Origin of the sequence: Halorientalis persicus, from assembly GCF_900110215.1 — an archaeon.
GTDB lineage: Archaea > Halobacteriota > Halobacteria > Halobacteriales > Haloarculaceae > Halorientalis > Halorientalis persica.
This window is the reverse complement of record NZ_FOCX01000012.1, coordinates 58,721-71,041: the sequence shown is the minus strand read 5'-3', so window position 1 is coordinate 71,041 and position 12,321 is coordinate 58,721. Positions and strand designations below refer to the sequence as shown.

Annotated in this window: 10 protein-coding genes; 5 read left to right on the top strand and 5 right to left on the bottom strand. The window is 64.9% G+C overall.

What is annotated here, in order from left to right; translation table 11 throughout:
• Positions 1-9: 9 nt before the first annotated feature.
• The 3 genes from BMX17_RS13755 to BMX17_RS13745 all read right to left on the bottom strand — a co-directional run bounded on the left by BMX17_RS13755 (position 10) and on the right by BMX17_RS13745 (position 4,221).
• On the bottom strand, positions 10-1,413 hold the full coding sequence (locus tag BMX17_RS13755) for an APC family permease (protein WP_092661009.1): 1,404 nt from the start codon (positions 1,411-1,413) through the stop codon (positions 10-12).
• A gap of 167 nt (positions 1,414-1,580) precedes the next feature.
• On the bottom strand, positions 1,581-2,492 hold the full coding sequence (locus BMX17_RS13750) for a D-2-hydroxyacid dehydrogenase (RefSeq protein ID WP_092661148.1): 912 nt from the start codon (positions 2,490-2,492) through the stop codon (positions 1,581-1,583).
• A gap of 61 nt (positions 2,493-2,553) precedes the next feature.
• Complete coding sequence (locus BMX17_RS13745; RefSeq protein ID WP_092661007.1) at positions 2,554-4,221, bottom strand: aldehyde ferredoxin oxidoreductase family protein; 1,668 nt, start codon at positions 4,219-4,221, stop codon at positions 2,554-2,556.
• A gap of 220 nt (positions 4,222-4,441) precedes the next feature.
• Here BMX17_RS13745 and BMX17_RS13740 point away from each other — a divergent pair, with 220 nt between their 5' ends.
• Together BMX17_RS13740 and BMX17_RS13735 are read left to right on the top strand one after the other, a co-directional pair.
• Positions 4,442-5,809, top strand: coding sequence for an aspartate aminotransferase family protein (locus BMX17_RS13740; RefSeq protein WP_092661005.1), 1,368 nt, complete (start codon positions 4,442-4,444; stop codon positions 5,807-5,809).
• A gap of 99 nt (positions 5,810-5,908) precedes the next feature.
• Positions 5,909-6,394, top strand: coding sequence for an Lrp/AsnC family transcriptional regulator (locus BMX17_RS13735; RefSeq protein WP_092661003.1), 486 nt, complete (start codon positions 5,909-5,911; stop codon positions 6,392-6,394).
• Between the two features lie 35 nt (positions 6,395-6,429).
• On the opposite strand, the gene BMX17_RS13730 is transcribed toward BMX17_RS13735, so the two are convergent.
• Both BMX17_RS13730 and BMX17_RS13725 read right to left on the bottom strand, forming a co-directional pair.
• Positions 6,430-7,650, bottom strand: a complete 1,221-nt coding sequence (locus BMX17_RS13730) for a CaiB/BaiF CoA transferase family protein (protein WP_092661001.1) — start codon at positions 7,648-7,650, stop codon at positions 6,430-6,432.
• A gap of 3 nt (positions 7,651-7,653) precedes the next feature.
• A complete protein-coding gene (locus BMX17_RS13725) occupies positions 7,654-8,817 on the bottom strand; it encodes an acyl-CoA dehydrogenase family protein (protein ID WP_092660999.1) in 1,164 nt (387 codons plus the stop codon).
• Positions 8,818-9,094: 277 nt separating this feature from the next.
• Between BMX17_RS13725 and BMX17_RS13720 the strand changes: the two genes are divergently transcribed.
• The 3 genes from BMX17_RS13720 to BMX17_RS13710 are packed head-to-tail and all read left to right on the top strand — an operon-like array spanning position 9,095 to position 12,321.
• The gene (locus BMX17_RS13720) at positions 9,095-10,372 is read left to right on the top strand and encodes an amino acid ABC transporter substrate-binding protein (RefSeq protein WP_092660997.1); all 1,278 of its coding nucleotides are present in this window, start codon (positions 9,095-9,097) and stop codon (positions 10,370-10,372) included.
• Positions 10,365-11,267, top strand: coding sequence for a branched-chain amino acid ABC transporter permease (locus tag BMX17_RS13715; protein ID WP_244515009.1), 903 nt, complete (start codon positions 10,365-10,367; stop codon positions 11,265-11,267). Before BMX17_RS13720 ends, BMX17_RS13715 begins: the two co-directional genes overlap by 8 nt.
• A gap of 1 nt (position 11,268) precedes the next feature.
• On the top strand, positions 11,269-12,321 hold the full coding sequence (locus tag BMX17_RS13710) for a branched-chain amino acid ABC transporter permease (protein ID WP_244515008.1): 1,053 nt from the start codon (positions 11,269-11,271) through the stop codon (positions 12,319-12,321).

Sequence of the window (12,321 nt, the reverse complement as noted above, 5' to 3'; positions counted from 1 at the left end):
GTCGGCCGTTCAATCGCCGTCGAAGCCGTGCGCGTCGACGTGTGTCTGGTTGCCGGAGCGGCGCGACAGAACGGCCAGCCCGGCCCCCAGCAGGACCCACAGGACGACGATGCCCCACTCGAAGGGCCACTGGAGCGCGGAGGGCGCGCCCGGCAGGTACATGCCGGTGAACACGAGCGTGAGTGCGAGTCCGAGGACGCCGACGGCTTTTCCGGCCGGGAGCTTCAGCGGCCGATCCATCTCGGGTTCGCGGACGCGCAAGACGAGGAACGAGACGACGACCATCACCCACGCGACGACGATGCCGAAGCCGCCGGCGTTGACGATCCAGACGAGCATCTGTTCCCCGAACAGCGGTGCGAACACCGACAGGCCGCCGATGAGTGCGAGCGCTCGCGAGGGCGTGTCGGTCGTCTCGTTGACCGTCGCCAGCGTCTCGGGCAGCATCCCGGACTCGGCCAGCGCGTAGATCGCACGGCTCCCGCCGAGCAGGAAGGAGTTCCAGCTGGTGAGGATGCCGGCGATACCGGCCAGTGCCATGATCTTCCCGATCAGCGCGCTACTGAACAGCGCCTCCATGGCGGCGGCCGCGGGCAGCGAACTCTCGACGAGGACGGCCCCCGGCAGCGCTCGACCCGAAGCCCAGATGACGAGGATGTAAAACAGCGCCGCGACCGAGACCGAGACCACGATGAGCAGACCGAGAACCCGCTCGGACACGTCGGCCTCCCCGGCGGCCTGTGGGATCACGTCGAACCCGACGAACATGAACGGCGTCATGATCGCGACGGTGAGGACGCCGGCCAGCCCGGAGTCGGCGAAGGGGGGCGTCGACGTGGTGTGACCGTTGGCCACTGCGCCGATAGCCAGCGTGATACCCGCCAGCCCGATGACCAGCGTCAGGATGGTCTGGAACTGCGCCGCCGGTTGGACGCCCCGGTAGTTCAGGTACGTCATGACGACCGCACCGACGCTGCCGACGAGGACCCACGTGCCGTAGACGGTCTGGCCCGCGATCGACCAGAGCGGGAGGGCGTTGAACCCCGGCACGACGTACGCGAGCGCCGAGGGAAAGGCGACCACCTCGAAGACGACCACACCCACGTACCCCAGGATCAACGACCAGGTACAGACGAACGAGCCGATCGGTCCCAGCGCACGCATACTGTAGACGTGTTCACCGCCGACGAACGGCATCGCCGACGCGAGTTCGCCGTAGATCAGCCCCACGACGGCCACCATGAACGCGCCGAGGACGAACGCCACGACCGATCCCATGACGCCCCCCTCGTCGATCCAGTAGCCCGACTGGATGATCCACCCCCAGCCGACCATCGCACCGAACGCCAGTACGAACACGTCCCGCTTCGAGAGAACGCGTGAAAACTCACCATCCGTTTGTGTGTCATCCATACGCACTTGTTTGGAGTCACCCATATATATTTTACTGAGTTCGAGTATTAGCCGAAACTTCGGATTTCGTCCAACACATTTGGCACACACAGGCCAGGAGTTGCATCGAACGGCAGTTCGAGTGGGCGGATGGTCCCGACGGCGGTCGCGGTGACGACCGACGGCGGTCAGTCGCCGTGCACGACGTTTTCCAGGGTCGTCTCGTCCCCGTCGTCGAACAGGGCCTGGACGTTGCCGGCGAGAATCTCCGCCAGCCGGGGCCAGTGTTCCGGCGTGTGGCCGCCGGTGTGTGGCGTGAGGAGCGCGTTGTCCAGGCTCCAGAGTGGATGCTCGGCCGGGAGCGGTTCGGGGTCGGTCACGTCGAGTGCCGCGCCGCGGATACCGCTGGTCCGGAGGGCGGCGACCAGCGCGTCGGTGTCGACGACTGCACCGCGGGCGACGTTGACGACGACGCTCGACGGCTCCAGCGTGGCGAGGGCCTCGGCGTCGAGCAGGTGACGCGTCAAGTCCGTCAGCGGACAGGCGAGCACCAGATAGTCCGTTCGTGCGAGCGCCTCGTGGACCGCGTCGTACCCGAACACCTCGTCCGTGGGTCCCCCTTTCTCCGGGGAGTGACGGACGCCGATGGTGTCGACGTCGAAGCCGGCGAGTCGGTCGACGACGGCCGTCCCGACGGCACCGAGCCCGACGACCGTCACCGTCGACCCCTTCAGCTCCGTCGACTGGACGTGTCGCCAGACACTGCGCCGGTTTCGCTCCCAGCTCACGTGGAGCCGCCGGGCGAAGGTGAGCAGGGAGCCGAGCACCTGCTCGGCGATGCCCGGGGCGTGGATGCCGCTCGCGTTCGTCACCGTGACGCCGTGGTCCGCGAGCGCGTCGAGGGGGAGGTGGTCCGTCCCGGCGAAGGTACAGGCGAACAGTTCCAGCGCCTCGGCGCGGTCCAGCAGGTCCCGGTCGATGTCGTTCCCGGTGACGACCGGCGCGTGCCGAACCAGGTCGCGCTCGGCGTCGGGCGTTCGGGCGTGTGCGACGGTGTACTCGGGGAGGCGGTCGGTGAGTTCCGCGGCGTAGTCACGCATCGAGAGCCCCTCGGTGCCTTCCCGCAACACGACCACGTCGGGGGAGTCCTGAGACACGGCGCTACTCACCGGCGACGATGGGTTCGTCGGGAACCGTGCCGTCGGCACGCCAGCCACGGATCTCGTAGTACTCGTCGAGGGCGTCCTCGAATCCGGGCAGGTCGTAGGGCAAGCGGTCGTCGGCGCGGTCGAAGCCGCGCTGGTTGTTGAAGTGGCGTTCGAGCGCGATGACCTCGGCACCCACTGCCAGCAGGGCGTTGATGTCCCGGCCGAACAGCGCTTCGAGCCGGTCGTGGGTCAGGAAGTCACGCGAGAATCGGCAGATGATCCCGCAGTCTTCGAGTGCGCGCTGGTTCTCCTGACGGACGAGCAGTTCGGGTTTGCCGTCGAGTCCCTCGCGGTCGACGGCGTCGTCCTCGTCGACCAGCGGATACTCGTAGGAGTAAAACACCGCGAACATATGGTCGGCCCCGCGATTGGCCGTGGCGTAGCCGAGGCCCTGCCCGTTGAGCGTGCGGCCGTCGTGGGCGGGGAACTCCATGCCCTTGACCGACCAGTTCTCGACACCCAGTTCGTCGTGGATGCGGTCGATCCCCTCCGCGAGCAGGTCGCCCTCGCCCTCGCGGTGGGCGATCTTCTCGACCAGCTCCTCGATGAGATCGACGTTGCCGAACTCGTCTTCGGCCGCCAGATAGGCCGACACCACGTCGCCGGTACTGATCGTGTCGAGGCCGTAGCGGTCACACTGCTCGTTCGAGCGCATCACGTCCACCACGTCGTCGACACCCGCGTTCGACCCGAAGGCCATCACGGTCTCGTACTCCGGGCCTTCCGTCTCGATACCCGACTCCTCGTCTTTCGTGGGCAGTTTGCACGCGAACGCACAGGCCGAACAGGTCCCTTTCTCGAATTTCTTGCGCTCGACGGCGTCGCCGCCGATGTCTCCCGCACCCTCGAAGGACAGCTCCGAGAAGTACCGGGTCGGCAGCGCCTCGACCTCGTTGGCGTACTCGGTGACGCTCGTGGTCCCCTGTCGTTTCATGATGTGGTCGCTCGTCGCCGCCTCGCGGTGGACGTCCATCTGCATCTCGGGCACCTCGATGTCGGGCGCGGCGTCGCCGCTGAAGGTGATCGCCTTGACGTTTTTGGCCCCGAGTACCGCCCCGAGGCCGCCCCGGCCGAACGCACGCGTCTCGGAGGTCATGATTGAGGCAAAGCGGACCTCGTTCTCGCCCGCCGGCCCGATGACAGCCGTGTTGTCGACGTCCAGATCCGGCCGCTGGGTCAGCGCGGCGACGGTCTCGGGGACTTCCGCACCAGCCAGTTCCGGCACGGGTTCGAACTCGACGCCGTCGTCCGAGACGTGGACGGCCACGAGTTCGTCGCTCGCGCCGTGGAACTCGACCGCGCCGTAGCCCGTGGCCGCGAGATTGCGCGAGAGGAACCCGCCGGCGTTCGAGGAGAGCAGCCCATCGGTCAACGGTGAGACCGCGGTACAGTTGGTCCGGCCGGTGAAGCTCATGTTCGAGGCCTGCATCGGTCCCGTGGTGAAATACACGCGGTTGTCCGGGCCGAACGGATCCGCGTCGAACGGAATCCGATCGTGTGCCAGTCGCGTCGCCACGCCACGCCCGCCGATGAACGATTCGAGAACACCGTCGATCGACGCGGTTTCCGTGCGCTGGGCCGTCAGGTCGATCGACAGGAGGTCACCCTCTGTGTGCAGCATCACTCGTCCGATGTGGATACTCGATATTAAATCTACGCGGTTGGTAGAATTCGATCCAATATTTCTATAGATAGTAGAACTTCGTTCAATCAGATAGGGCCGGTGGAACGGTCCCACACCGGAGCGGTCACCACGACCCTGTAATAGATTCTGTCCAGTAATATAGAGCTATCTTGGACAGAATACAAAGTTTTAGTATCTAGTAGGATGTTGTGCCACTATGGCTGTAGAACAGGCGTTCGACGAGCTTCACTTCGCACAGGAGCCGACGGTCGAGACGGAAATTCCCGGGCCGAAGTCGAAGCGGCTCATCGAACGGCAGCGGGAGATCGACAGCAGCGCGGTCGCATATCCCAAGGTCGTTCCGATCGCCATCGACGAGGCCAAAGGCGCGACGATCCGTGACGCGGACGGGAACACGTTCCTCGACTTCTTCGCCGGCATCGGCGTGTTGAACGTCGGGCACTCGAACCCATATGTGCTGGAAGCGGTACAGGAACAGACCGAGAAGGTCGCCCACACCATCGACTTCCCGACGGAGGCTCGGCTGGACCTGATCGAGGCGCTGAACGACATCGCGCCGGGCGCGCTGCCGGACAACAACCGCGTCGTCTTCGGCGGGCCGACGGGCAGTGACGCCATCGAGGCGACGATCAAACTCGCCAAGTACAACACGGGCGGCGACGGCCTCATCGCGTTCCGCGGCGCGTATCACGGTGGGAGCGCCGGCGCACTCAGTCTGACTGCCGGCAAGAAGTACAAGGAAGACTACGCGCCGATGCTGCCGAACGTCCACCACGTGCCCTATCCCTACGCACACCAGCAGGGACTGGACCCACAGGAGGCCAGCGCTCGGGCACTGGAGAACGTCCGCGAACTGCTGGAAGACCCATACAGCGGGCTGGCGAACCCGGCAGGGATCTGGGTCGAGCCGATCCAGGGCGAGGGCGGGATCGTCACCCCGCCGGAAGGATTCCTCCCGGGACTCAAAGAGATCGCCGAGAACAACGACATCCCGCTCATCGTCGACGAGATCCAGACCGGCTTTGGCCGCACCGGCGAGTGGTTCGCCAGCGATCACTACGACGTGACGCCCGACGCGATGCCCATGGCCAAGGCCATCGGCGGAATCGGCCTGCCGCTATCGGGGACGATGTATCACGAGGATCTGGACACCTGGGAGGCCGGCGGCCACGTCGGCACCTACCGTGGCAACGCGCCCGCGATGGTCGGTGGCGTCCGCGCGATCGAGTACATCCGGGACAACGACCTGCTCGCCCACGCACGCGACGTCGGGAGCTACATCCGCGACCGCCTGCGCGAGTCCGCCGGCGAGAACGAGCGACTCGTCGACGTGCGCGGTCGCGGCCTGTTCGTCGGTGCCGAGTTCGCAGACGCCGACGAACAGACGGGCAAGGAGCTCGTCAAGGCGATTCAACAGGACTGCTACGAGCGCGGCGTGCTGGTGTGGTCGGCCGGCCGGCACGGGAACGTCCTGCGGCTGATCCCGCCGCTCGTACTCACACAGGAACAGGCCACCGCGGGCATGGACATCATCTGCGAGTCCATCGAGCGACGCGCGCCCTGACCGCCGCCGACGACCCCGGCCCGACCCCCTCGGACAGCAGCCCAATCAGTATACATTTGTATGTTCGCCCAATCATTGGATGGTATTCAGAAGTCGCCCATGGATGAGAAGGACATTCAGATTCTGACGACGATCGCCAAAGACGGAACAGCGAGCCCGGACGAGATCGAAGACGCGACCGGGATCCCGAAATCGACGGTCCACTACCGGCTGAACCAGCTTCGCGAGTCCGGCGTCATCACCAACGACCTCTACAACATCGACCTGAAGAAGGTCGGGCTCTCCATCACGCTCATCTCGGAGATCTGGGCGGAGTTCGAGGAGGGCTACCACGAGAGCGTCGGCGAAAAACTCGCCGCCGTCGAGGGTGTCAATCAGGTGTACTTCACGATGGGCGACACCGACTTCGTCGCCATCGCGCACGTCGCCAACCGCGAGATGGTCGAATCGCTCGTCGAGGACTACGAGGCGATCGAGGAGATCGAACGAACCTCCTCGAAGTTCGTCATCACGACGGTCAAAGACGAACAGAACCCACTCAACGACTTCGAGATCGAGACGCTGATCGAAGCCCTCGCCGACTAGAGCCGCGTCCGGTCGAACGACGCCGGAGACCCCGCTCAGACGATGTCTCGATCGGCGAGGTCAGCGATCGTCTCGTCGTCGTACCCGAACTCCCGGAGGACTTCTTCGGTGTGTTCCCCCAAAAGCGGCGGGTGTCGGTCGATCTCGGTCGGCGTCTGCGAGAAGTGCATCGGACTGCCGGCCATCTCCATGGACCCGATCGTGGGATGGTCGACGGTCCGGTGCATATTCCGGGCCTGGACCTGCGGGTTCTCGAACACGTCTTCCATGTCGCGGACGCGACTGGCCGGGACCCCGGCCTCCTCCATCCGCGCGACGGCCTCGGCGGTCGAATACTGTTCGAACTCTTCGTCGAGAATTCGATCGAGTTCCGACCGGTTCGCGACGCGGTCGGCGTTGACCGCGAAGCGTTCGTCGTCGATCAGGTCCTCGCGGTCGAGTGCCCGACAGAACTTCGGCCAGAGGTTCTCCGAGGCGGTCGCGACGACGACGTAGCCGTCACTGGTCTCGAACGCCTGGTAGGGCGCGATCGTCGGGTGTTTACTCCCCATGCGACCCGGCGGGTCGTCGGTCGCGAAGTAGTACGACGCCATGTAACTCATCCAGGCGACCTGGCCGTCGAGGAGGCTCACGTCGACTTTCTGCCCGGTGCCGTCGCCGAGTTCACGGTAGAGCAAGGCCGCGAGGATCGCCTGTGTGGCGTACATCCCGGCCCCGATATCGGCGATGGCGACGCCGACGCGTACCGGCGGCCCGTCCTCCTCGCCGGTGATACTCATCAGGCCGCCCTCGGCCTGCATCATGATGTCGTAGGCCGGCCGGTCTTTCTGTGGGCCCCACTCGCCGTAGCCCGAGAGCGAACAGTAGACGAGTTCGGGATTGGCCTCGCTGAGCGTCCCGTAGTCCAGCCCCCACTCCTCCATCTTTCCGACCCGGAAGTTCTCGACGAGGACGTCCGCCTCCGTCGCCAGGTCACGGAACACCTCGCGCCCCTCCTCGCTGGCGAGGTTCAGCGTCAGCGAGCGCTTGTTGCGGTTGATGCTGACGTAGTAGGCGCTCTCCTCGCCGTAGGTCGGCGGGTGCCAGCCGCGGGTCTGGTCGCCGCCGTCCGGGCGTTCGATTTTGATGACCTCCGCGCCGAGGTCACCCAGTTGCATCGTGCAGAACGGGCCCACGAGGACCCGCGAGGCGTCGAGGACGGTCAGTCCGTCGAGGGGCTGGTCGTCACCGTCGGGAGTGCGTGCTTCGCCAGTCATGACTCACTCGTAGGCTGCGAACCCGGTCAGATCCTCCCCGAGGATCAGGGTGTGGATGTCGTGGGTGCCCTCGTAGGTGTAGACGGTTTCGAGGTTGGCCATGTGGCGCATCGGCGAGTAGTCGGCGGTGATGCCGTTGCCGCCGAGCATCTCGCGGGCGATGCGGGACTGGTCACGGGCCATCCGGACGTTGTTGCGCTTGGCCATCGAGACGTGCTGGGGGCGCATGTCGCCGCGTTCCTTGAGGTCGGCGAGTCGGTGGGCGAGCAGTTGGGCGAGGGTGATCTGGGTGGCCATCTCCGCGAGTTTGTCCTGCTGGAGCTGGAACCGGGCGATCGGGCCGCCGAACTGCTCGCGGTCGGTGGCGTAGTCCCGCGCCGTCTCGAAGCCGTCACGCGCCGCCCCGATGGCGCCCCAGGCGATGCCGTAGCGCGCCTGCGTGAGACAACCGAGCGGGCCGCCCATGCCCTCGACGCCTGGCAGGATGTTCTCCTCGGGGACGTACACGTCGTTGAGGCCGATCTCGCCGGTGATGGACGCCCGCAGGGAGAGCTTCTCGTCGATCTTGTTCGTACTGACGCCGTCCCGATCCGTCTCGACGAGGAACCCGCGGACGGGCGTGTCGGGGTCGGTCTGGTCCCGCGCCCAGACGACGGCCACGTCCGCGATGGGGGAGTTCGTGATCCAGGTCTTCGAGCCGTTCAGGACGTAGCCCTCGTCGGCTTCCTCGGCGCGGGTCTCCATCGCGGTGGGGTTCGAGCCGTGTTCCGGCTCCGTGAGGCCGAAACAGCCGACCGCTTCGCCCGAACCGAGTTTGGGCAGCCAGTGTTCCTTCTGTTCCTCGCTGCCGTAGGCGTGGATCGGGTACATGACCAGCGCGCCCTGCACGGAGGCCATCGAGCGCAGCCCCGAGTCACACGCCTCCAGTTCCTGCATCAGGATGCCGTAGGCTTTCTCGCTGACGTTTGGTGAGCCGTACCCTTCGAGATTGGGCGCGTAAAAGCCCATCTCGCCCATCTCCGGGATCAGGTCTTTGGGGAAGGTGCCCTCGATCCAGTGTTCGCCGATGTCCGGTCGCACCTTCTCGTCGACGAACTCCCGCGCCGACTCCTGGATCATCCGCTCTTCTTCCGACAGGTCCGCTTCCACACCGTAGTAATCGAGCATAGGACGACCGTCACACGCTCAAACCAATAATTTTTCGGATTCAGTTCGCTTTTTAGCGCTAAACTCGTATTTGGTTCGAATTATTCTTCTCTCCCGAAATGGAGTTCTGTTTCTGACGATAGCGGGACCGTCGCGTCGTCGCGACGCGAAGTGACACGAATCCGCCGTCGCGAGAGGATACGGTCTATTGGTTTCAGTTCTATATTGCCGTGCAATGCTGAATAGAGTTCGAAACTGCAAAACTATTATATAGTATGGTGCAAAATGAGGAATCAGTATGCGAGATAACCTCAAGAATACGGTGAACAGGCGGCAATTCACGAAGGCGGCGGGACTGACGGGAGCACTCGGTGTCACGGGCGTGGCCGGCTGTCTCGGTGGCGGCTCGGACAGAGGCGGGGACAAGTTCAAGTTCGGCGTGGTGACGTCCCTGTCTGGGGACCTCCGCTTCGGTGGCGAGGTTACCCGGCGTGGGTACGACCTCTGGAAGAAGACGATCAACGAGAACGGCGGTATCGAGGTCGACGGCAGCAGCTACGAGGTCGAACTCACCTACGCGGACGCCAAGTCCGACCCGAGTACGGGTGCGGACGCGGCCTCACAGATGATCACCAGCGAGAAGGTCGACGCGGTTCTGGGACCGTACTCCAGTAACGTCACGCTGGCCGTGGCGCCCATCATGGAGAAAAACCAGACGCCACACATCTCCGGCAGTGCCGAGTCACCGCGCATCTGGGAGGAACAGTACAAGCACACGTTCGGGACCGTCCCGACGGTGACGCTGATCGCACGGCAGGCGGCCGAGGAGATCCTCTCGCTGGATCCAACTGCGGAGTCCGTGTACGTCAGCGGTGTCAACGGACCGTTCTCGAAGGCAACGGCGAGCGCGATGCGTGACGCGGCCGAAAACAAGGGCGTCGAGGTGCTGGCCTACGACCTGAACCCGTCCGACACCGACTGGACGAGCGTCGTCAGTAGCGCGAAAAGCGAGGATCCCGACCTCCACTTCCACGGCGGACACATCGGGAGCCACGTGAGCCTCCTGAAGGCAGCGGACCAGTTGAACTACGATCCGAACGGCTTTTTCTGTCACTACGGCGTGAACACGTCGGACTTCAAAGACGGGCTCGGCGGCGACGCCTCGGGGACGTTCGGGGCGACGGTGTGGCTCCCGAGCATCGAGCGGACCGGCGGCAAGCTGTTCGGCTCCGCCGCGGACTACGCCAAGGCCGCCCGGGACGAGTTCGACCAGTCGCCGGACTACACCCAGGCCGCCTCGAGCGCTGCGGGCATCGTCTACCAGCAGGCACTCGAAGAACTGGGCGCAGCCCCGCCGCTGTCGGACACCGAACAGAGCAAGCTCGTGAGTATCCTCGAGGACATCGAGGTCCAGACCTTCTACGGCGACGTGACCTTCGACAAGGAGGGGGACTTCTACCACAACAACACGACGACGAGTCCGCTCCCAGTCCAGTTGCAGGGTGACGACGACGAGGCCGTGGTCGTCGGTTCGTCCGCGTCCGCGTCCGAGGCCAACTACCCCGTCAGTGAGTGAGACGATGGTCTCCACAGAACTCCTCAGTCAGTCGATTATAAACGGCCTGCTACTTGGGGGCATTTACGTTACCGTCGGCGTGGGCTTCGCGCTCGTGTTCGGTGTCCTGGAGATCATCGACTTCGCCGTCGGTGAGTACGTGATGCTCGGGGCCTTTACCGGTGCCATCGTCGCCCCGATGGTCGGCGGCGAGGGGCTGTTGGTGGTGCCGCTGGCGTTCGTCGCCTTCTTCCTGGTGGGCGTCGTCATCCAGCCGTTCATCCACCACGTGACGACGGGCGACAGACCGATGCCGTTGCTGATGGGACTCGTGTTCACGTTCGGACTCGCGACCTTCATGCGCGGGTCGATCCTGACGATCTTCGGCCCGAACACGCGCAACGTGCCGACCAACGCCCTGAGTGGCGGCATCGAGATCGGCGGGCTCGGGACGTTCCCGGAAGTGCGCGTCGTCACCGCCGTCGTGGGCGTGCTCTCGCTCGTCGCGTTCATGTACTACCTCTACCGGACGACCGGCGGGACGGCCATCCGGGCCATCGCCGAGGACCGCGACATCGCCCGCCTGATGGGCGTCAACATCAACCGCTACCAGTCCATCGCCTACGGGGTCTACGCCGGCCTGACGGCGACGGGTGGCGTGTTCATCGGTCTCATCTACTCGGCCGGTCCCGGGATGGGCCTGCAGTACACCGCGTTCGCGTTCTTCATGATCGTGCTCGCGGGGCTTGGCTACCTGCCCGGCATCATCATCAGCGGGATCGTCCTCGGACTGGCCCAGTCGCTGACGGCGGTCTACCTCGGCGGCGAGCTGGTGTTTTTCGTCCTGTTCGGGATGATCTACGTGCTCCTGCTGGTCCGGCCCGAAGGACTGCTCGGCAAGGGGGAGGTGGCTTGACGTGGGAACCGAAAACGACCTGACGGTTCGTGACCGGTTCCAGGCGCTGCTCGGACGGGACGACGCGCACCTCTGGCTGTTCGGTATCGGCGCGGTCGTCCTGGCGGTGTTGCCGTTCGCGCTTAGCACGTTCTGGACGCGCATCGCGCTCGGCGCGCTGATGTGGATCGGCCTGGCCCAGTCCTGGAACATGATCGGCGGCTACGCCGGGTACCTCGACTTCGGCCACGGTGCGTACTTCGGCGTCGGCGCGTTCGTCACCGGGATCGTCATGGTCGAACTCGAACTGCCGTTCGTCGCCGGTCTCCTGATCGCGGGTGTGTTCTGTGCCGTGCTGGCCTACGTCGTCGGCGTCCCGACACTCCGACTCTCCGGGGCCTACTTCGCCATCGCGACCTGGGCGTTCGCGGAAGCGATCAAGGAACTCGCGCTCATCCTGGAGATCACCGGCGGCACCTACGGGATGACGTTCCCGACGGGCCCCGGCACGTCCGGCATCCCGCTGGTCGGCTGGCCCGACGAGATGTTCTTCTACTACCTGATGATGGTACTCACGCTGGGGACCATCGCGCTGGCCTACTTCCTCTTCGAGCACAGCGAGTTCGGCTTCCGGGTGAAGGCCATCCGGGACCACGAGGACGCCGCCCAGTCGCTTGGCATCGACGCCACGAAGATCAAGCGGCGGGTGTACGTCATCTCGTGTGTCATCGCCGCGCTGTTCGGCGGTGCGAACGCGTACTACATCACGTTCATCCACCCGAACGACGTGCTCGCGCCGATCATCACCGACCAGATGATCATCATGGCGCTTCTTGGCGGACTGGGCACCATCGGTGGCCCCATCATCGGCGGGGTGCTGATCTTCCTGCTCAACCGCCTGTCCTCGCTGTTCCTCGGGAACACGACGATCTACCTGCCACTGATCGGACTGCTCATCATGGTGACCGTGCTGTTCGCGCCCAGTGGCGTCATCGGGATCCTCCGCGGTGAGGTCGGCCGCGAGGACGTCAAGCAGAACCTGCGCGAACTCGCCGAGAAATTCGACATCCTGTAA

Excerpts from the sequence above, each read along its gene's own strand:
- BMX17_RS13755 (WP_092661009.1), bottom strand. The coding sequence starts at position 1,413 with ATGGATGACACACAAACGGATGGTGAGTTTTCACGCGTTCTCTCGAAG.
- BMX17_RS13750 (WP_092661148.1), bottom strand. The coding sequence starts at position 2,492 with ATGCGTGACTACGCCGCGGAACTCACCGACCGCCTCCCCGAGTACACC.
- BMX17_RS13745 (WP_092661007.1), bottom strand. The coding sequence starts at position 4,221 with ATGCTGCACACAGAGGGTGACCTCCTGTCGATCGACCTGACGGCCCAG.
- BMX17_RS13740 (WP_092661005.1), top strand. The coding sequence starts at position 4,442 with ATGGCTGTAGAACAGGCGTTCGACGAGCTTCACTTCGCACAGGAGCCG.
- BMX17_RS13735 (WP_092661003.1), top strand. The coding sequence starts at position 5,909 with ATGGATGAGAAGGACATTCAGATTCTGACGACGATCGCCAAAGACGGA.
- BMX17_RS13730 (WP_092661001.1), bottom strand. The coding sequence starts at position 7,650 with ATGACTGGCGAAGCACGCACTCCCGACGGTGACGACCAGCCCCTCGAC.
- BMX17_RS13725 (WP_092660999.1), bottom strand. The coding sequence starts at position 8,817 with ATGCTCGATTACTACGGTGTGGAAGCGGACCTGTCGGAAGAAGAGCGG.
- BMX17_RS13720 (WP_092660997.1), top strand. The coding sequence starts at position 9,095 with ATGCGAGATAACCTCAAGAATACGGTGAACAGGCGGCAATTCACGAAG.